The sequence below is a fragment of the Komagataeibacter sp. FNDCR2 genome (genome assembly GCF_021295395.1).
Lineage (GTDB): Bacteria > Pseudomonadota > Alphaproteobacteria > Acetobacterales > Acetobacteraceae > Komagataeibacter.
Genome location: NZ_JAIWOU010000001.1, coordinates 1,520,294 through 1,540,295 on the forward strand (window position 1 = coordinate 1,520,294; position 20,002 = coordinate 1,540,295).

19 protein-coding genes are annotated in these 20,002 nt (G+C 68.0%); 8 read left to right on the forward strand and 11 right to left on the reverse strand.

The features are described from left to right. Nucleotides 1–46: 46 nt before the first annotated feature. The 10 genes from LDL28_RS07215 to LDL28_RS07260 form a co-directional block, all read right to left on the reverse strand. The gene (locus tag LDL28_RS07215; RefSeq protein ID WP_233059223.1) at nucleotides 47–535 is read right to left on the reverse strand and encodes a DUF3035 domain-containing protein; all 489 of its coding nucleotides are present in this window, start codon (nucleotides 533–535) and stop codon (nucleotides 47–49) included. A 95-nt stretch (nucleotides 536–630) separates the two neighbouring features. Further along, nucleotides 631–1,104, reverse strand: a complete 474-nt coding sequence (lspA, locus tag LDL28_RS07220; protein WP_233057942.1) for a signal peptidase II — start codon at nucleotides 1,102–1,104, stop codon at nucleotides 631–633. A 5-nt stretch (nucleotides 1,105–1,109) separates the two neighbouring features. Further along, nucleotides 1,110–3,983: an isoleucine--tRNA ligase gene (gene ileS / locus LDL28_RS07225; RefSeq protein WP_233057943.1), complete on the reverse strand. Its 2,874-nt coding sequence runs from the start codon at nucleotides 3,981–3,983 to the stop codon at nucleotides 1,110–1,112. A 91-nt stretch (nucleotides 3,984–4,074) separates the two neighbouring features. Beyond that, entirely contained in the window at nucleotides 4,075–5,034 is a 960-nt protein-coding gene (locus tag LDL28_RS07230; protein WP_233057944.1) for a bifunctional riboflavin kinase/FAD synthetase, read from the reverse strand. Beyond that, a complete protein-coding gene (gene mtnC, locus LDL28_RS07235; RefSeq protein ID WP_233057945.1) occupies nucleotides 5,031–5,747 on the reverse strand; it encodes an acireductone synthase in 717 nt (238 codons plus the stop codon). Before mtnC ends, LDL28_RS07230 begins: the two co-directional genes overlap by 4 nt. A gap of 23 nt (nucleotides 5,748–5,770) precedes the next feature. Beyond that, nucleotides 5,771–6,313 (reverse strand): acireductone dioxygenase, encoded by a 543-nt coding sequence (locus LDL28_RS07240; protein WP_233057946.1) that lies wholly within the window; start codon nucleotides 6,311–6,313, stop codon nucleotides 5,771–5,773. After that, nucleotides 6,310–6,933: a methylthioribulose 1-phosphate dehydratase gene (locus tag LDL28_RS07245; RefSeq protein WP_233057947.1), complete on the reverse strand. Its 624-nt coding sequence runs from the start codon at nucleotides 6,931–6,933 to the stop codon at nucleotides 6,310–6,312. Before LDL28_RS07245 ends, LDL28_RS07240 begins: the two co-directional genes overlap by 4 nt. A gap of 39 nt (nucleotides 6,934–6,972) precedes the next feature. Next, a complete protein-coding gene (locus LDL28_RS07250; protein ID WP_025813518.1) occupies nucleotides 6,973–7,218 on the reverse strand; it encodes a twin-arginine translocase TatA/TatE family subunit in 246 nt (81 codons plus the stop codon). Nucleotides 7,219–7,350: 132 nt separating this feature from the next. After that, nucleotides 7,351–7,800 (reverse strand): CHAP domain-containing protein, encoded by a 450-nt coding sequence (locus LDL28_RS07255; protein ID WP_233057948.1) that lies wholly within the window; start codon nucleotides 7,798–7,800, stop codon nucleotides 7,351–7,353. Further along, a complete protein-coding gene (locus tag LDL28_RS07260; RefSeq protein ID WP_233059224.1) occupies nucleotides 7,797–8,438 on the reverse strand; it encodes a regulatory protein RecX in 642 nt (213 codons plus the stop codon). Before LDL28_RS07260 ends, LDL28_RS07255 begins: the two co-directional genes overlap by 4 nt. A 293-nt stretch (nucleotides 8,439–8,731) precedes the next feature. On the opposite strand from LDL28_RS07260, the gene LDL28_RS07265 reads away from it, so the two are divergent. From LDL28_RS07265 to LDL28_RS07285, 5 genes are all read left to right on the forward strand, one after another. Next, nucleotides 8,732–9,937 carry an aspartate aminotransferase family protein gene (locus LDL28_RS07265; RefSeq protein ID WP_233057949.1) on the forward strand — a complete coding sequence of 402 codons (1,206 nt, stop codon included), beginning with the start codon at nucleotides 8,732–8,734 and terminating at the stop codon, nucleotides 9,935–9,937. After that, a complete protein-coding gene (gene argF / locus LDL28_RS07270) occupies nucleotides 9,934–10,920 on the forward strand; it encodes an ornithine carbamoyltransferase (RefSeq protein ID WP_233057950.1) in 987 nt (328 codons plus the stop codon). Before LDL28_RS07265 ends, argF begins: the two co-directional genes overlap by 4 nt. After that, the gene (locus tag LDL28_RS07275; protein ID WP_233057951.1) at nucleotides 10,917–11,240 is read left to right on the forward strand and encodes a hypothetical protein; all 324 of its coding nucleotides are present in this window, start codon (nucleotides 10,917–10,919) and stop codon (nucleotides 11,238–11,240) included. Before argF ends, LDL28_RS07275 begins: the two co-directional genes overlap by 4 nt. A gap of 18 nt (nucleotides 11,241–11,258) precedes the next feature. Then, a complete protein-coding gene (locus tag LDL28_RS07280) occupies nucleotides 11,259–12,221 on the forward strand; it encodes an Hsp33 family molecular chaperone HslO (protein ID WP_233057952.1) in 963 nt (320 codons plus the stop codon). Between the two features lie 103 nt (nucleotides 12,222–12,324). Then, on the forward strand, nucleotides 12,325–13,245 hold the full coding sequence (locus LDL28_RS07285; protein WP_233057953.1) for a hypothetical protein: 921 nt from the start codon (nucleotides 12,325–12,327) through the stop codon (nucleotides 13,243–13,245). A gap of 48 nt (nucleotides 13,246–13,293) precedes the next feature. Here the strand turns inward: LDL28_RS07285 and LDL28_RS07290 are convergent, their stop codons facing one another. After that, on the reverse strand, nucleotides 13,294–15,381 hold the full coding sequence (locus tag LDL28_RS07290; protein WP_233059225.1) for a protein-disulfide reductase DsbD: 2,088 nt from the start codon (nucleotides 15,379–15,381) through the stop codon (nucleotides 13,294–13,296). A gap of 89 nt (nucleotides 15,382–15,470) precedes the next feature. On the opposite strand from LDL28_RS07290, the gene hrpB reads away from it, so the two are divergent. The 3 genes from hrpB (at nucleotide 15,471) to LDL28_RS07305 (ending at nucleotide 20,000) form a co-directional block, all read left to right on the forward strand. Beyond that, nucleotides 15,471–18,026 carry an ATP-dependent helicase HrpB gene (gene hrpB, locus LDL28_RS07295; protein ID WP_233057954.1) on the forward strand — a complete coding sequence of 852 codons (2,556 nt, stop codon included), beginning with the start codon at nucleotides 15,471–15,473 and terminating at the stop codon, nucleotides 18,024–18,026. Between the two features lie 72 nt (nucleotides 18,027–18,098). After that, nucleotides 18,099–19,289, forward strand: coding sequence for a S1C family serine protease (locus tag LDL28_RS07300; RefSeq protein WP_233057955.1), 1,191 nt, complete (start codon nucleotides 18,099–18,101; stop codon nucleotides 19,287–19,289). 30 nt (nucleotides 19,290–19,319) lie between these two features. Next, nucleotides 19,320–20,000, forward strand: a complete 681-nt coding sequence (locus LDL28_RS07305; protein WP_183480954.1) for a response regulator transcription factor — start codon at nucleotides 19,320–19,322, stop codon at nucleotides 19,998–20,000. Nucleotides 20,001–20,002 lie beyond the last annotated feature (2 nt).

Sequence of the window (20,002 nt, forward strand, 5' to 3'; positions counted from 1 at the left end):
TTCCCGTTTCCGCCCACCAGACGGACACCGCCTTGTCTGGTGGGACTTATTTGGTGGGGCCGCTTACGGTTGGGGTGGCACCCTGCGTCAGGTTGCGGCCAAGGGCTGAATCCTCGCGCAGGCGGGCGTTTTCCGCCTTGCCGTTGACAAGATTACCCGCCCCGCCACCGTGCCAGAACATGAGCTTGTCCACAAAGCTGGTATCCGCGCGCCCCATCTCGCCCTTGTCCGGGTCGTTGGCCGCCTGCCGCGCCGACCCCACCAGGGCGGCCTGCCCCGCGCTGTCGGGCCCATCGGCCCCCTGGAGCGCCACGTTGGGCGAAAGCGTTTCCAGCGCCTGCATGCGCGGGTTGGTGTCTTCCGCACGCTGGACGGCGTTGCTGTTGGGCGCGCCCAGTTCATCGGATGGCGGCATGGACAGCGGCGCACGGGTGGTGACGGTGTATTCGTCCGGCAGGCTCCGCTCCAGCCCGAAGGCGCGCGAGACATCAGCGCCCGAGCAGCCCGACAGCATGAAGCCGCTCGCCATGAGCAATGCACAGGAAAGGGGTCTGAAAGCTGGAATCGCCATATCTCGCCTATTACCGTTAGTGGAACGCTTCGGCAAGCATGCGCGGGCCGCTCCAGCCCCTAGTTTGCATCGCGCATGCGCAGGTTGTCGATAATCAGGATCGCAACCCCGCAATCAATCAGGGCGTCCGCGATGTTGAAGACCGGCCACGACCAGCCAAAGGCATGGGCATGGATGAAATCGACCACCGCGCCATAGCGCAGCCGGTCGATCACGTTGCCAATGGCCCCGCCCATGATCATGCCCAGCGCCACCGCCACCCATACCCGTGGCGTGCGCGCCAGCCAGACGCCAAGCCCCGTCACGATCGCAAGGGCTGCGACCGAAAAGATCACGCGGCCGGCGGCCCCCGCCCCCCCCAGCATGCCGAAGGTGATGGCGTGGTTCCAGACCATGGTCAGGTTCAGCACGGGCAGCAGGGGCACGCTTTCACGCGCGGGCAGGTCATAGACATCAAGTATCCAGAACTTGCTGGCCTGATCCGCCGCCAGCGCGCCCAGCAGGCAGGCCCCGCCCACAACGCGGTTGTTCATTGCCGTTACGCCTTGCCCTGCACCACATCGACACAGCGCAGGCACAGTTCGGGGTGGGTACTGTCGCGCCCCACTTCGTCCAGCACCTTCCAGCAGCGCGCGCATTTATGCCCCTGCGCCACCGTAATGGCGGGAATGCCATGCGGCGTGCCTTCCTGCGCCCCGTCCTCGCCCAGATAGATCGAGCCCGCGCCCGCGATGATGCTGACCCCGGCCTGTGACACGATGGTCAGTTCCGCCCAGTCCACGCCTTCAAACCGCGCGGCTTCCGCCTCCGACAGGGGGAGTTCGAGCGCCGCCTGGAGCGAGGACTTGACCAGCCCGTCGCGGCGCGCGCTCTCGATCTCGGTGGTGATGATACGGCGCACGGCGCGCAGCATGGCCCAGCGATCGCCCAGTTCGGGATCATTCCACTCCGTGGGCAGGTCCGGGAAGGACTGAAGATGCACGCTTTCGGTATTGCCGGGGCGGGCGAGCCACGCCTCTTCCGCCGTGAAGACCAGCACCGGCGCGAGCCAGGCGCACAGGCTGCGATGCAGGTGGTCGAGCACGGTGCGCGCGGCGCGGCGCTTCAGGCTCGACGGACCATCGCAATAGATGGTGTCCTTGCGCACATCGAAATAGAAGGCGGACAGGTCGGCGGCGCAGAACCCGTGCAGGGCGGGATACACGCCCACCCATTCATGCGTTTCCACCGCGCGGGCCACAAGCCCGCCCAGTTCGGTCATGCGGTGCAGGACCCAGCGCTCCAGTTCCGGCAGTTCGGCATGGGGCACGCGCTCGGCTTCGGTAAAGCCGTCCAGCGCGCCCAGCAGCCAGCGCAGCGTGTTGCGCAGGCGGCGATAGAGTTCGCCCTGCTGCTTGAGGATCTCCTTGCCGATGCGCAAATCCTCGTTCGTGTCGGAATTCATGACCCACAGGCGCAGGATGTCGGCGCCCAGGCTGTCATTGACATCCTGCGGCGCGATGACATTGCCAAGGGACTTGGACATCTTGCGGCCCTGCTCATCCAGCACGAAGCCATTGGTCACCAGCGCCCTGTAGGGCGCGACACCGCGCGTGCCCACGCTTTCGAGCAGCGATGACTGGAACCAGCCGCGATGCTGGTCCGACCCTTCCAGGTACAGATCCGCCGGGAAGGGCATGTCCCCATGCCCCAGCACGAAGGAATGGGTCGAGCCACTCTCGAACCAGACATCCACGATATCGAACACCTGCTCGTAATCTTCCGGATCGCGCCCTTCACCCAGGAAGCGCGTGGCGGGCGAGCTGTACCAGGCATCGGCCCCTTCGGCGCGGAAGGCAGCGACGACACGGGCCATCACCTCCGCGTCGCGCAGGACCTCGCCGGTGCGTTTTTCCACGAACACGGCAATCGGCACGCCCCATGCGCGCTGGCGGCTGATGCACCAGTCGGGTCGCCCCGCCACCATCGAGGTCAGCCGGTTGCGCGCCTGCGCGGGCACGAACGTCACCTTTTCCAGCGCGGCGAGGGCGCGATCACGCAGGTGCCCCTCCCCATCCATGCGGATGAACCATTGCGGCGTGGCGCGGTAGATGATGGGCGCGCGCGAACGCCATGAATGCGGATAGGAATGAACCAGCGTGGCGCGCGCCACCAGACCGGACGGCGCGGTGCCCGCCGCCACGGCGCGCTGCATGGATTCAAGCAGGGCCTGACAGACCGGCTCCGCCGCCTTGAACACATGCCCCCCGCCGAACAGCGGCACCCAGTCGGCATAACGGCCATCGTCCAGCACCAGTTCGGTGATTTCCAGCCCGAAGGCGCGGCCGAGGCTGAAGTCGTCCTCGCCATGGGCGGGGGCGGTATGGACCAGCCCGGTCCCGGCCTCGGTCGTGACATGCGCGCCGGGCAGCAGCGGCACGTCGAAATCATAGCCCTGCCCCCGCAGCGGATGGGCGCAGACCGCCCCCTCCAGCGCGCTGCCGGGCAGGGTGTACAGGACATGGTGCGCGGTAACGCCCGCTGCCTGGCAGAACGGCCCGATCAGGTCTTCCGCCACCAGAACGCGCGATTGCGGTTCCAGCATGGCCTCGTCGCTTACGCCGTCAACACGCAGCACGGCGTAGGTGATTTCGGGGCCGTAGGCGATGGCGCGGTTGGCGGGGATGGTCCACGGCGTGGTGGTCCAGATCACCGCCGCCACGTCTTCCAGCGCCTGGGCGGGGGTGGGATCGGTTACAAAGGGGAACGCCACGTGGATGGCTGTGGATTCGTGATCGCGATATTCGATCTCGGCCTCGGCCAGGGCCGTTTTCTCGACCGGGCTCCACATGACCGGGCGCAGGCCACGGTACAGCAGGCCGTTGAGCAGGAATTTGCCGATTTCACCCGCGATCGCCGCTTCGGACGAAAAATCCATGGTGGCGTAGCGCCGCGCCCATTCCGCCTGCACGCCCAGCCTGCGGAATTCGCTGGCCTGCGTATCCAGCCATTTCTGCGCATAGGCACGGCATTCGGCCCGGAACTGGAGAACGGGCACGCTGTCCTTGTCCTGCCCGCGCTTGCGGTATTCTTCCTCGATCTTCCATTCGATCGGCAGGCCATGGCAGTCCCAGCCCGGCACGTAATGGATGCCATAGCCCGACATGCGGTGGGCGCGGTTGATCACGTCCTTGAGGATCTTGTTCAGCGCATGACCGATATGCAGGTGCCCGTTGGCGTAGGGCGGCCCATCGTGCAGCATGAACACGTCACGCCCGCGCGCCTGCGCGAACAGGCGGTCATCGAGCTTCTCGCTCTCCCATCCGGCCAGAATCTCAGGTTCCCGTTTGGGCAGGCTGCCCCGCATGGGAAAGGAGGTGGTCGGCAGGAAGACCGTCTCCCGATAGACATCCTGTGGTTTTGACTCGGACATGGCCTGTTCTGTTCTTCTGGCAAGGGGAAGCATGCGGGCCGCGAAGGGCCCGCGTGCGAGGCAACCTTATGGAGACCACGGTGGCGCGTGGTCAAGTTCTGGTGGGTATGGTCCCGGACTGGCGGGCGGCCAGATAGGCGGTGGCCTGCTCGGAATCACGCGCGATCTGATCCTTGAGCGCGTCCAGCCCGTCAAAGCGGCGTTCGGCGCGCAGCAGGGTATGCAGCGCGACCGACAGGGTCTGGCCATACAGATCGCCTGAAAAACCAAGCAGATGCACTTCCAGCCGGCTTTCCTGCCCATCATTGATGGTGGGCCTGCGCCCGATATTGGCCACACCGGGGCAGACCGTGCCATCGGCCATGCGCACGCTGACCGCGTACACCCCGCGCGCAGGCTCCAGATGGCGGCCAAGGGCTATGTTGGCGGTGGGGAAACCCAGCAGGCGGCCGCGCTTGTCACCATGCTGCACCACGCCGCGAATCGACCAGGGGCGACCCAGTTCCTCCGCCGCGCGTTCGGGGTAGCCATCCTGCAGCAGCCTGCGGATCCGGCTGGAGGAATACGGCCCCAGCGCATCGGCCAGCGCGGGCACCACGGTCAGGCCGATGCCCAGTTCCTCGGTCCGTTCGGCCAGGAAATCGACATTGCCCCGCCTGCGGTGGCCGAACGCGAAATCCATGCCGCAGGCCACATGGTGCAGGCCAAGGCTTTCATGCAGCACGCGGGTTACGAAGTTCTCCGCGCTCATGGCGCTGAATTCACGATCGAAGGGGATCTGGAAGACATGCTTCACCCCCAGCGCGGACAGCGCCGCGAAACGTTCCTGCGGCAGGGTAAGGCGAAAGGCCGGATCCTGCGGGCGGAACAGTTCGCGCGGGTGGGGCTCGAACGTCACCACCGCCAGTTCCCGGTCCGGGCGCGCGGCATGCGCCGCCTGCACCAGGTGGGCGTGGCCCACATGCACCCCGTCAAAATTGCCCAGCGCCGCGACCGCGCCACGGGCGCTGTCGGGAATGTCGCGCCAGTCCGTGTGGAGATGCGCCTTCATACCGCCTCCGGGCGTGGCAGGCCGAAGCGGGTGGCCACCTCATCCAGCGTGACGGCCACGGGGTGGGTGGCGCCGGGCTGCGTGCCATCCTGCGGGCGGGCGATCTGGCAGGTGCGCAGGCCCGCGCTGGCCGCCGCGTCAAGCTCGGCCACGACATCGGACAGGAACAGCACGTCGCCCGCCTGCCAATGGGCGTCATGCACGATGTGGCGGTAGCTGTCCGCCTCCCGCTTGCTTCCCATCGCCAGGTCATAGAAACCCACGAAAACGCTGCTCAGGTCGCCCTCGCTCGTATGGCCGTAGATCAGCTTCTGCGCCGCGACCGAACCGGACGAATAGACCGCCAGCGCCACCCCCGCCGCCGCCCAGCACCGCAACGCGGGCACCACGTCGGGATACAGCACGGCCTTGAGCACGCCATCGGCGTAACCCTGCGCCCAGACCATGCCCTGCAGCGCCTTCAGCGGCGCGACCTTGGCGTCCGCGTCCATCCATGCCTCAAGCTGGCGCAGGGGGGGCACGCCGGGGGCAAGGCGGGCGATTTCCGCGATCTGCGCCTTGACCTGCGGGTCATCGGCACGGCTGCGCAGCAGGGCGGGCAGCGCCTTGCGGGCGTAGGGGAACAGGGTGTCATGGACAAAGGAAACCGGTATGGTCGTCCCCTCGATATCCAGCAGCACCGCACGCACGGGCGGCTGCGTGGCCTGGGTCACGTTCTCATCTCCTTCAGTGCGGCTCAGGCTTCAACGGGGAAGCGGGCCGCGATGTCGCTGCCGGTATATTGCGCGATCCAGCCATCGGGGTTGGTGAAGATGCGCAGCGTCACGAAATCCGGCGTCACGCCCCCATCGAACCAGTGCGGCGTGCCGGCGGGGACCGAGATCAGGTCGCGCGCGGTGCAGCGCACGTCATAGACATGGCCATTGGCGTGCAGCACGAAATTCCCCTGCCCATGGACGAAAAAGCGCACTTCGTCCTCGCTATGGACATGTTCGGACAGGTATTTGCCCCGTGCCTGCGCCCAGCCCGCCGTATCGGGGCCGACGCGGATCACATCCGCCGAACCGGCCCCCGTCTCGCCCATCAACTGGTCGAGATAGGGACGATAGGCGTCCAGCACCTCGGCTTCCGCGGCTTCACGCGGGGGGGTGACGGGGCTGTCCCACTGTTCGAAACGCACGCCGATCCGGGCCAGCTCGGCCGCGATGCGCGCGGGGTCGGTCAGGTGCAGGCTGGCCACGCCGGGCCGGTCATCGGCATAAACGCTCAGGCTGCTCATCGGGCCTTCCTTCTTTCCAGTTCGCAGGCCAGCAGGAATTCGAGCCCCTCCAGCCGGGCCAGCGCCACATCCATGTCCGCGCCCCATACATACACACCATGCCCGCGAATGATGTAGCCCGCGCGCATGCCCGCCAGATGCGGTGCGACCACATGGGAAAGGCGGGCGATGTCCTGGTCATTGTCGAATATGGGCACATGCACCCCCGCCGCATGCGTGTCCTGCCCGGCAAAGACCTTCTGGACTTCATACCCCTCCAGCACCAGCGCGTCCCCGCCCGTCATGGACAGCACGGTGGAGGCGACGGAATGGCCATGCAGCACCGCGCCCGCCGTGGCGTCATGGGCATAGATCTGGCAGTGCAGCAGGGTCTCGGCGCTGGGGCGGTCGCCGGGGGTGCATGGCGCGCCCGTGGCGTCCACGCGGATGACCCCATCATTCCCCAGCAGCCCCTTGTGCCCGCCCGAGCGCGTGATGGCGAGCGTGCCGTCGGGCAGGCGGATGCTGATATTGCCCGCCGTGGCGGGCACCCAGCCAAAACGGTCCATCCGCTGGCCCGCGGCAATAATCCGGTCCACCGCGTGGCAGTACGCGCCAGCGGGAAATACTGTTTCATCCATCACGCCGTCCGCCCGCATGCATGTGGCATGCGGCCCATATCATTTTACGTTATTGGCGGAACGCTGCGGCGCTTCGGTAAAGGCGGCGTCCTTTTCGCGTGCCGGACCCTGTATATGGCCGGTGGGCACCGGTTCATCGGGCGTGTCATCGGCCATGTTCTTCTTGAACGACTTGATGCCGCGCGCCATGTCCCCCATGAGCGAACTGATCTTGCCGCCGCCGCCGAACAGTACCAGCACCACGGCCAGTACGATCAGCCAATGTCCCCAGCTCAAGCTACCCATTGCATTCCTCAATCCGCGTCCATGACGCAAAAAGCCGTTTCCGCGCCCGCCATCCCATACGGCGGACAACCTGCCCTTCCCCGCCTATGTGAGGGGGGCACCCATGATATGCAAGCATCCATGGCAGCCAGATCAGCCCGTCGGCAGGATAAATCCATATGCAGGATAGACGGTTTTGCCCATGTCGTGAATGGGGGCCCACCATACCTTTACCCGCGACCAGTCGTTGCGGCCCGATACGTCGATGACCGGCTCGGCCCGGCCAACCCGGCCCGGCACCCAGTTGGCCTGATCCACCAGCACCTCACGCGGGCCACGCACCGCGCGCACGACGGAGACATGCCCATCGGGCAGACGGCCGGTGGAGCGGAACACCAGCACGGCGCCGGGCCGGGGCACGGCGCTGCGCGGGTAGCGCCCGCGCGCCTGCGCCCACCACGACGCCGCATCCCCCTTCAGTTGCACATGCGTCATCTCGCGCGCATAGGGCGCACATTGCAGCCGCCCGTTCCACCCGCCGCCACAGCCGGCCAGCGACACGAGCAGGGCCGCCGCCATGATCCGCGCCACACCCCTCTTCATGCCGATCTCATGCGCATGATCCTGTCCTCCGCCTCGCCCACGTCCATTTCCAGCGCCTGCCGCGCGATGTCGCGTGAAAAGCCCGCCCGCGCCATGGCCTCCATCGCGCGCCGGTCGCGCCGCGCCGCCTCATCCCCATCCGCGTCGGGACGCAGGAACGGTCCCGCCCGCCGCTTGCGCACGAATACGAGGGCGGCGGCCAGTTCCGTCTCCCGTCCCTCCCCCTCACGCGCGCCCAGCGCTTCCTCCATCGCGTGGCCGGCGGTGGCCTCATCCACGCCACGCGCGCCCAGATGGGCGGCGACCATGCGGCGCGAGCGCCCGGCACGCGCGAGGGAACGGGCGCGGGATTGGGAAAAACGGGCGTCATCCACCGCGCCCAGCCCTTCCATGTCGGCAACGATGGCGGGGATCAGCTCACGGGCGGGGGCGACGGCATGGGCCGCCGCTTCCGCCTCCATGCCGGTGGCGAGCGCGCGGCGCACCCAGCGGTCGATGTGGCGGTGGAGCATCTGCCCGACCGCCGCGCGCGTGGCGGCAAAGCGGGCCAGATAGGCAAGTGCTACCGCGCGCAGCACGGCGGCATCCGGTGCGGGGGGAAGCGGGCGCGGAGCGGAGCGGGACGGGCGGGCCACCATAACGGATGGACTGTGCCATAACGCCCCGCCGCCGCCCATAGCTGACTGGCTGGCGGATGGCTGCCATGGCGGAACCGCAGGGGGATACGGGGTTAAGGTTGCATTTCGCACGCCCCGATCATATCCTCTCCTGCTTCCGGGTTGAAATATGCAAGGCGGATGCCCCGACGCACCGCATGCGCGCATGGCCCGGAAAATTCGGGAAAGAAAATATGCCCACCCCACCGGCGGTGGGCCGTTTTCGTTTCTGAGCCTGCCATCCTTTTCCTTGAAACGAAGTACAAGGCCATTCCATGATTCCCGCCCTGATGCCGAATTACAATCGTGCCGACCTCGCTTTCGAGCGCGGCGAAGGTGCTTGGCTGTATACGGTGGACGGGCGACGATTCCTGGATTTCGGCTCCGGCATCGCCACGTCTTCGGTCGGCCATAACAACCCGCATCTTGTCGGCGCGATCACACAGCAGGCGCAGCGCGTCATGCATGTCTCCAACCTGTACCGCGTGCCGCAGGCCGAACGGCTGGCCGCGCGGCTGGTCGCCAGCAGCTTCGCGGATACCGCCTTTTTCTGCAATTCGGGCGCGGAAGCGAACGAAGGTATGATCAAGATGATCCGCCGCGCGCAGGCCAAGTCCGGCCACCCCGGGCGCACCCGCATCATCTGCTTCAACGGCGCGTTCCACGGGCGCACGCTGGCCACGCTGTCCGCCACGGGCAACCCGAAATACCTGGATGGCTTCGGCCCCCGGGTGGAAGGCTTCGATCACGTCGCCCTCAACAACATGAACGCGGTGCGCGACGCCATCACGGCCGAGACCGCGGGCATCATGGTCGAGCCGGTGCAGGGTGAAAGCGGCATCCATGTCGCCACCCCGCGCTTCATGCAGGACCTGCGCGCGGTGTGCGATGAATATGGCCTGTTCCTTGGCGTGGATGAGGTCCAGTGCGGCATGGGCCGCAGCGGCCGCCTGTTCGCCTATGAATGGTCGGACATAACGCCCGACATCCTGTCCACCGCCAAGGGCATCGCCGGTGGCTTCCCCATGGGCGCCGTGCTGACGACCGAGACCATCGCCCGGCACATGACACCGGGCAGCCACGGCACCACGTTCGGCGGCAGCCCGCTGGCCTGCGCCGCCGCCAACGCGGTGCTCGATATCCTGCTCGCCCCCGGCTTCCTTGAGGGCGTGCGCGCCCGCGCGGCCCAGATCGACGCGGGGCTCGACCGGCTGGTGGCGGCGTACCCGGATGTGTTTTCCGGCCGTCGGGGCCTTGGCCTGCTGATCGGGCTGAAATGCCGCGCCGATGTGGCGCTGGTGCAGGACGCGGCCCTCGCGGAAGGGATGCTGAGCGTCACGGCGGGCGACAATGTCCTGCGCATGCTGCCCCCCCTGACCGTGACAGAGAGCGACTGCGCCGATGCGCTGGCCACACTGGACCGGGCGGCCCGGCGCGTGCAGGCCCATCTGGCCGCCGCCAAGCCGGAGAACGTGGCATGAACGCGCTCAACACCCCCACCCAGGCTTCCCCCCGCCATTTCCTCGACCTCCGGGAACTGGACGGGGCCACGCTGCGCGCCATCCTGGATGTCGCGGCCGCCATCAAGCGCATGCAGCGCCAGCGCGCCCGCCCGCTGCACCCCGCCCAGCCGCTGCGTGGCCGCGCGCTGGGGCTCATGCTGTCCAAGCCCTCCACGCGCACGCGCGTCTCGTTCGAGGTGGGGATGCAGCAGCTTGGCGGCAACGTGATCCTGCTTGCGCCATCGGACATGCAGATTGGCCGGGGCGAGAGCATTGCCGATACCGCGCGCGTGCTGTCGCGCTTTGTCGACGCCATCGTCCTGCGCACGGGCAAGACGGAAAACCTGCGCCAGCTCGCGCGCTGGAGCAGCGTGCCGGTCATCAACGGGCTGACGCCGGATTCCCACCCCGTGCAGATCATGGCCGACATCATGACGTTCGAGGAACATCGCGGCCCCATTACCGGGCGCACGCTGGCCTGGGTGGGGGATGGCAACAATGTCGCCACCTCCTTCATCGAGGCCGCCGCCCTGTTCGGCTTCCGCCTGCGTCTGGCCACCCCCCCCACCCACGCGCCCAGCGCCGCCGCCGTGGCGTGGGCGCGCGAACATGGCGCGGACATTACGGTCACGACCGACCCGGTCGCCGCGGTAGAGGGGGCGGACGCGGTCATTACCGACACATGGGTCAGCATGTCGGACAAGGCTTCGGACCAGCGGCTGAACGCTTTCGAGCCCTACCGCGTGAATGGCGCGCTTATGGCGCATGCCGCACCCGATGCCCTTTTCCTGCACTGCCTGCCTGCCCATATCGGGGAAGAAGTGACGGAAGACGTGTTTGAAGGCCCGCATTCCGTCGTGTTCGACGAGGCCGAGAACCGCCTGCACGCGCAAAAGGGCATCCTTGTCTGGGCGCTGTGTGGCGAGGACTGGCAGCAATATGGAAAGGAACCCACGGCATGACCGGACCGGCCGAACAGCCCGCCCTGCCCTCCTCCACCGAAGACGCGCCGGAAATTCCCGGCTGGGCTGAAAAAAGCGTGCGCGACATCTTCGCCTCCGCCCTGCCGGCGGGGGATGGACGGGCTGCCGCCATCCGCGACGCCTATCTGGACTGCCTTGCCGGTGCGGGCCGCACGGAAGATCTGGACATGGAACATGACCGCTGCCGCCGGCGCGCGATCGCAGCAGTACAGGAAGCGGGCCTGCTGCCCGCCGCACGGCTGACGGATCTCGACCAGCGCCTTGCCGCGCTGGAAGCGGACATCACCGCCAATCTCTGACCACACGCGGGTTTTAGCATGACCACCCCCATCCCTTCCCCCGCCTTTCTCGATTCCAGCCGTCCCGACACCCCCGATCTGGTGGTGCCGCAGGGTATCGTGCCGTTCTATCTGGACCAGCGCCCCGTGCGCGGCCGTCTCGTGCGCCCTGGCGTGCTGACCGACACGCTGCTGACCCGCCATGACAACCCCGATGTCGTGCTGCGGCTGGCGGGGGAGGCGCTGGCGCTGGTGGCCGCACTGGCTTCATCACTGAAATTCCAGGGTTCCTTCTCCCTTCAGGCCAAGGGCGATGGCCCGGTCAGCCTGCTGCTGGCGGACTGCACGGATTCCGGCGCCCTGCGCTTTCACGCCCGCTCGGACGATGACCAGGTGGCCGAACTGCTGGCCACCTGCCCCAACCCCACGGCGGGGCAGCTTCTGGGCAAGGGCTACCTGGCGTTCAGCGTGGACCAGGGGCCGGATACCGACATCCATCAGGGCATTGTCGAGATCACGGGCGAGAGCCTGTCGGACATGGCGGCGCATTACTTCACCACCAGCGAGCAGCATGCCTGCTGGGTCAGGCTGTTCTGTGAAAAGACGGAGCTGGGCTGGCGCGCGGGCGCGCTGGTGATGGAAAAGATCGCAAGCGATGGCGGGATCGAAACCGACCTCAGCACCGAGGAAGGTGATGACGCCTGGGAGACGGCGACAACGCTGGCCACCACCCTGACCGCGCATGAAATCCTGGATGACGGCCTTTCCTCCGCCACGCTGCTGCACCGCCTGTTCCATGCCGAAGGGCTGATGATGGGCCAGCCGCGCGCGCTGGCCTTTGGCTGCCGCTGCTCACGCGCGCGGCTGTCGGGCATTCTGGAAACCTTCACGCTTGATGATCTGGACCACATGGCGCAGGACGGCACCATCACCATGAACTGCTCGTTCTGCAACCACAGCTTCCATTTCCAGCGTGGCGAGATCGCCGGCAAGACCACCTGACGCCCGGCCTGCCCCTTTGCGCCGGGTGCGGATCATGGCACGGTCATAATCCTGATCTGTTGACCGCGCCCTGTGCGCCCGCTGTTATCGGGATATATTTTTCATGCGACCGAACCGTCCGCCCTTTTCCATTCCCTCGCTGCGTCGCGGCCTGCGCGTGGTGCTGGCCGCCAGCCTGCCCCTTATGGCGCTATCGGCCTGTGACCATGCCGATAGCAGCCCGACCACCAGTTTCGCACCGCCCCGGTTCAGCAGCCAGCCGCCGCTCAACCTCAATGTCGCCTCCATTTCCGTGGTGGACCGGGGGCAGCCGGGCGTCATACCGGGCGACCTGTCGGCCCGCGCGCCCTTCCCCCCGGACCAGTCCCTGGCCCAGATGGCGCATGACCGGCTCATCGCGGCGGGCAGCGGCGGGCAGGCCGTGTTCACGATCGACCGCGCCTCCATCCTGCATCAGCCCGGCGGCGTGCTGGATGGGCAGTTGAACGTGCATCTGGACGTGACCTCCACCGATGGCCGCATGACAGGCTACGCCGTGGCACAGGTCACGCGCTCCTATGACCCGAAAACACGGCACGGCAACAGCGATACACCTGAAAACCTGAACACCCTGACCGACATGATGTTGCAGGACATGAGCCAGGAACTGGAAAACCAGATCCGCAGCCATCTCGGCAACTGGCTGGTCACATCGCAGCCACCCGGCAGCGTGGCCGTGCAGCCGCTTGATGCTGGCGCGCCCGCCACCGTTACGGCGACCACACCGGCGGCCAGCCAGCCCACCAGCGGGTCCATGACCATTGGCGGCGGCCCGACGGACAGTCCGCCCACAGCCCCGGCCCAGCCAGCGCCCGCGACTCCCGCAGCCCCTGCGGCACCCAGGGATGAAGGGCCTGACGCCATCTTCCCCACCGGCTATCCATCGGATGATGCGACCACGCCTGCCCGGCCCGTAAAACAGCAACCCCAGCTTCGTTCCCCCCCGCCGGGCAGCCTGACCCTGCCGGGCGGCACGGCAAACTGACACCACCAGACGGAGGGGAGGCACACAGGCCGCCCCCCTTCCGTTTTTTCACTCCCCGCCCGTCATGCGCAGGACAATGCCGGGGGACAGGATTTCAGGCAGGATCACCTCCGCCCCATGCGCGGGATAATAGGCGTAGAACGGCACGCCATCGCGCCCATGGGCGTGCAGGAAAGCCGTGATGCCCGCATCCCGCCGGGTCCAGTCCCCTGTCATGTACACGATCCCGCGCCGCGCGAATGACTCCCGCACGGCTTGGGTGGACAGGGCCACCCGCTCATTGACCAGGCATGAGATGCACCACGCCGCCGTCATGTCCACAAACACCGGGTGCCCCTGCGCGCGCAGTTCCGCCAGCCGGGTCGCGGAAAATACCGAACTGCCATCGGCAACGCGGCCGCTACCCTGCCCCGCCAGACTGGCGGGCGGCAGCACGCCGCCACCCACAAAAGCCACCAGCAGGGCCAGAACCGCCACGGCGCGGTAAACACCCGCACGGTCTGGCCGGTCGCCGCGCATATCCGCGTTTTCCGCCATGCGCAGGAAGACGCAGCCAGTCGCGACCAGCACCAGCCCGGCCCCCAGCAAGCCAAGGGCGTACGGTCCCCCCTCCAGTTCGCTCACCCATGCCAGCCACACGCAGGTCGCCAGCACCGGCAGGGCCAGAAGATGGCGTACCGTTTCCATCCATGCCCCGGGGCGTGGCAACCAGCCCAGCAGCCCCGGCATGGTGGCAAGCAGCAGGTACGGCGCGGCCAGCCCCAGCCCGAGGGCCGCGAAAACCAGTAGCCCCACCACTGGCGATGCCGCCAGCGCACCCGCCACCGCCGCCCCCATGAAGGGCGCGGTACACGGTGAAGCCAGCACGACCGCCAGCACGCCGGTCAGGAAATCCCCCATATGCGTGGGCAGGGCATTACCAAACCGCATGAGCCGCAGGCCCGCGCTGAACACGCCCAGCAGGTTAAGCGCCACGACGAACAGCAGCAGGCAGATGACGATGACAAAACCGGTGGACTGGAACTGGAACCCCCACCCCGCCTGCTGCCCCGCCACCCGCAGGCCGGCAATGCCTCCCCCCAGCACGACAAAGGAGCCAATCACACCGCCAGCATAGGCCCCCGCCCCGGCCAGCGCCGCCTTGCGCGCGCCGCGCGCCATACGCTCCAGCGCCAGAACCTTCATCGCCAGAACCGGAAAGACACAGGGCATGAGGTTGAGGATGAGCCCCCCCGCAAAGGCCATGAGCAGCAGCCACCCGACAGGCGCGGCATGGGCCGCCGCATCCGGCGCCAGCACCTGCACGTCCCCCGCCACGGGGCGCACCTGCAGGGCCCTCTCGCGCCCCGTGGCGTCACGCAGCACGACAATGCCGGGCAGGGACGCCCCGCCATGGAATTCCGGCCCGGGACGCAGCGCAAGCTGTACGATCCCGTCGCGCACCGTCAGCACCTGTGGGGCGTCGTGGTCAATCACGCCCGCCGTCTCCGGCATGAACCATGCATCGCGCACCGCGCCCGGCGTCAGTTCCGGGCCGGAAAGCTGCAGGATCCCGGCAGGGGAGATACGCGCGGCGAAGGGGGAGATCACGGGCCTGCTGGCCGCCGCCTGCGCAAAATCCGCCGCCTGCGCCGAAGGTTTCGGGTCGCCACGGGGCAGGGTCAGGCTGAAGGTGCCCTGTTCGGGCACGCAGATATCGGCACAGACCAGCCACTCCGCCACGGCATGCAGGTCCATCGCCCCCGGCTGCGGCCCGGCCACGGGTACAAGCGTGACCGGCAGCAGCACATCGCCGGTATAGGCATAGGATGTGAGCGGTCCATCATGCAGCACGCGCGGGGTTGGCCATTCGATCGTGCTGGCCTGCCCGCTGCCCCCGCCCTGCGCGTTTACCGCCACGGTGGGGGCGGCCCCGGCATCGCCGGGATTGAGCCAGTAGGTGTGCCAGCCGGGCGCAAGATGCAGGCGCAGCCCCACATGCAGCGCGCGACCGGGCATGAAGGTGTCATCCTCCGTTACCAGCGTGGCGGTGGCGCGGGTGGTGGTGACGGGATCGCTCTGCGCCGCGCGGGCGGCGGGCATGGCCGCCACCAGCAGGCACAGGATCGATACAAGCCGCAGAAAGGGCACGGACAGCACTCCACCAGACGGATAAGGAAAAAACGCACCCGTGCCGCATGCCAAGGATTGCCCCCCTGCCGCGCCGGACGCCATAAGATCAGGATATGTCTTTCGATCCCACCTTGCAAAACCGGCTTGCCGCACTCCTGTCCCAAAGCGCGGAGGCGCTGCCGGTTGCGGCTGCCCTTCCCGCGCTACAGGCCGCGCTTGAGCGCACATCCAACGCCGTTCTGGTCGCCCCGCCGGGCGCGGGCAAGACCACGCTGGTACCGCTGGCGCTGCTGGACGCCCCATGGCGGGGCGACGGGCGGATCGTGATGCTGGAGCCACGCAGGCTGGCCACCCGGGCGGCGGCGCAGCGCATGGCGGAACTGGTGGGCGAACAGCCCGGCGGGCTGGTGGGCTACCGCACCCGGCTGGATGGCGCGACATCGGAGCGGACCCGCATCGAGGTCATTACCGAGGGCCTGCTGGTGCGCCGCCTGCTGTCCGACCCCATGCTGGACGGGGTGGCCTGCGTCATTTTTGATGAAATCCATGAGCGTTCCGTCGATGCGGACGCCGCGCTGGCCTTCTGCCTTGACCTGCAACGCAGCCTGCGGCCCGAGCTGAGGCTCGTGGCCATGTCCGCCACCATGGACGGGGCGGCGCTGTCACGCCACATGGCGGCGGAACTGGTGGAAAGCGCGGGCCGGATGTTCCCCGTTGAAATCCGCCATGCGAAGCGCGACCTCGTTCACCGCCGCGACCTGCCCGACGCCATGGCCGCCGCGATCCGCGCCGCCGTGGGCGGGGATGCGGGCGATGTCCTGGCCTTCCTGCCCGGCGTGGCCGAAATCCAGCGCACACGGACGGCGCTGGCGGGAATTGATGCCGATGTCCTGCCGCTTTATGGCGAACTGCCCCCGGCGGAGCAGGATCTGGCGCTGACGCCCCACCCGGCAGGCCGCAGGCGGGTCATCCTGTCCACCTCCATTGCCGAGACATCGCTGACCGTTCCGGGCGTGCGCATCGTGGTCGATGGCGGGTTCCGCCGCGTGCCGCGACTGGACCCCGGTACGGGGCTGACACGGCTTGAAACGGTGCGCATTTCCCGTGCCGCGGCGGCCCAGCGCGCCGGGCGCGCGGGCCGCGTGGCCCCCGGCATCGCCATACGCCTGTGGACGGAAATGACCACCCGCGCCATGCCGCCGCATGACCGCCCGGAAATGATGGAAGCCGAACTGACCGGCCTGCGGCTCGACACCGCCGCGTGGCAGGAGACGATGGGAACGGAACCTGCCGACCTCCCCTTCCCCGACGCCCCGCCCAATGGTGCGTTCGAAGCCGGGCGCAGCCTGCTTCAGGCCCTTGGCGCGCTGGATGAGGACGCCCGCATCACCCCCGGGGGCACGCGCATGGCGGCCCTTGGCGCGCATCCCCGCCTTGCCGCCATGATGCTGGCCGCCCGCACGCCCCCCGAGCGCGCGCTGGCCGCCGACCTTGCCGCCATGCTGGAGGAACGCGACCCCCTGCGCCCGCGCCGCGTCGGGACGGGACGGGGCGCGCCCCCACCCGCGCCGGTGGATATCCGCCTGCGCCTTGACCTGCTGGCGGGCGCGGACCACCCGGATGCCGACCGCGCGGCGTTATCGCGTATCCGCCATGCGGCGCGGCAGTATCGCAGGCGGCTGGGGCTGGCGCGGGACATCATGGCCGAAGGCGACTGCGCCGCGCTGATCGCCGCCGCCTTTCCCGACAGGATCGCGCAGGCGCGCGGCGAGGCCGGGTCCTTCCGCCTTGCGGGCGGCGGCAGCGCGCGCCTGTCCAAAACCGATGACATGGCGAAATGCGGCCTGCTGGCTGTCGCGGGCCTGCATGTGCGCAAGGCCGCCGAAATCTGCCTGGCCGCCCCGCTGGACCGTGACGCCCTGCCCGACAGCGTTCTTGCGCGCGCGAAGGAACAGGTGGAGACCACGCTCGACCCCACGACCGGCAACGTGCTGGCGCGCCGCAGGCTGCGGCTGGGCAATCTGGTGCTGCGCGACCGCACGGTCAGCGCCAGCGCGGATGAGGTCTCGGCCCTGCTCTGCGCGCAGGCGGCGCAGAACCTTGCCGCGACCTTCACCTGGGGGGATGCCTGCCGCCAGCTTCAGGCGCGCGTGGAACTGGCCCGCGCCCGGCTGGACCGCCCGGACCTGCCCGACCTGTCCGATACGGCACTTGCCGACACCACGCAGGCATGGCTCGCCCCCTGGCTTGCGGGGGTGAACCGGCTGTCCGTGCTGGCGGAAATGGACCTGCTGGCCATGCTGCGCGCCACCATGGACCATGCGACGCTGAAATGGCTGGACCGGATGCTGCCCACCCATCTCGACCTGCCGGGGGGGCGGGCGGCGGTGGATTACCTGCAACCCGTTCCGGTCGCGGCCGCGCGCGCCCAGACCTTCTACGGCGTGACCCAGACACCCCGGCTGGCCGATGGCCGGGTGGAGCTGCGCATCGCCCTGCTTTCCCCCGCGGGCAGGCCGCAGGCGATCACCGCCGACCTGACCGGGTTCTGGGCCGGGTCATGGGCGGACATGCGGCGCGACATGCGCGGGCGCTACCCCCGGCATGACTGGCCCGAAAACCCGGCGACAGCCAGTCCGCCGCCCCCACGGCAGCGACGCGGGCCATAAAACCCCATGCGTTCACATCCAAGATGGTATGCAGACATGGCATTGCCACTTTTTTAAGATAACATGGCCACCATGAACGCCTGTCCCAGCCGCCATACATGGATACCGACCGCCATGCGTCGCCCGGCCTCGCGCCTGTTACCCGTACTCCTGCTGGGCATGCCTGGACTGACCATGGCGGTCGCCACGGCCTGGGCGCAGGACGCGAGCATACCCGCTCCACCGCCCAACCCGTCGCTTTTCGCCGCCCCCGTGGCGCCCGTGGTCTCGTCCGGTCCGCTGACCTTCGCGCCGCTGGTGCGGCAGGTGGGGCCTGCGGTGGTGAATATCGCCGTCTCCCAGTCCTCACAGGACAACCGGCAGGCGAACGGCCACCAGCCCCTGCCCCCCAGCGTGAAGGGCACCCCGTTCGAACATAAGTTCCGTGAGCGCATGCGCGCCCATGGCGAGGAAATGCTGGGCGCGGGCTCCGGTTTCCTGATCGACCCGGGCGGCGTGATCGTGACCAACGCGCATGTGGTGGGCGGGGCGGACCAGATTACCGTATCGCTGGCCGATGGCACGGAGTTTCCCGCCCGGCTGGTCGGCAGTGACGACCTGACGGATATCGCGGTCATCCAGATCCACGCGCCCCATCCCATGCCCTTCGTGCCGTGGGGCGACAGCAGGCTGGTCAATATCGGTGACTGGATCATGGCGGCGGGCAACCCGTTCGGTCTGGGCTCCTCGGTCACGGCGGGCATCGTCTCCGCGCGGGGGCGCGATATCGGCACCGGCCCGTTCGATGACTTTTTCCAGATCGACGCGCCCATCAACCCCGGCAATTCCGGCGGGCCGTCGTTCAACCTGGGGGGGCAGGTGGTGGCGGTGAACACGGCCATCGTCTCACCAACCGGGGGGTCGGTCGGGATCGGGTTCGGCCTGCCGTCCGAAATCGTGGCCCCGATCGTGGAGGAATTGCGCCGCAAGGGCCGCATCGACCGGGGCTGGCTGGGCGTGACCCTGGCGGACGGGCCGGGACATGGCGGCGTGCAGATCGTGGGAATCGACCGTGACGGCCCGGCCATGAAGGCGCACCTGCATATCGGTGATGTCATTACCGCCGTAAATGACGAACCGATTGACACTTCGCGCATGCTGATCCGTTCAATAGCGGCGAAGCAGCCGGAATCGACCGTGGTGCTGCATATTCACCGCCACCGTGAGATACTCAGCCTAAATGCCTGCGTGGGCCACCGCCCCGACGAGGACATGGAAGACTGACCGACCCCGCCAGAAACGACGTGAGGCAACGTGCATATTCTTGTAGTCGAAGACGACCCCACCGTCCGCAACTTCGTGGCCAAGGGCCTGAAGGAAGCGGGACACCTGGTCGAACTGACCGATAACGGCAAGGACGGCCTGTTCATGGCCGTGAGCGAGAAGTTCGACCTGATCATACTCGACCGCATGCTGCCGGGGGGTATCGATGGCGTGCGCCTGCTCGAGACCATCCGCGCGCAGAACAATGCCACCCCGGTGCTGCTGCTTTCGGCGCTGGCGGATGTGGATGACCGGGTGCAGGGCCTCAAGGCCGGGGGGGATGATTACGTCACCAAGCCCTTCGCCTTCAGTGAGTTGCTGGCGCGGGTGGAAGCCCTGGGCCGCCGAGGCCGGACCGAGGCGGCGCCGCAGACCAAGCTGGAACTGGCCGACCTGGAGATTGACCTGCTCTCGCGCACGGTGCGCCGCGCGGGACGCAAGATCGACCTCCAGCCACGGGAATTCCGCCTGCTGGAATACCTGACCCGCCACGCGGGGCAGGTCGTGACCCGCACCATGCTGCTGGAAGGCGTGTGGGACTACCATTTCGACCCGCAGACCAACGTGATCGACGTGCATGTCTCGCGCCTGCGCCAGAAGGTGGACAAGCCGTTCGACACGCCGCTCATCCACACTATCCGCAATGCCGGGTACATGCTGCGTGCCGAATAGGC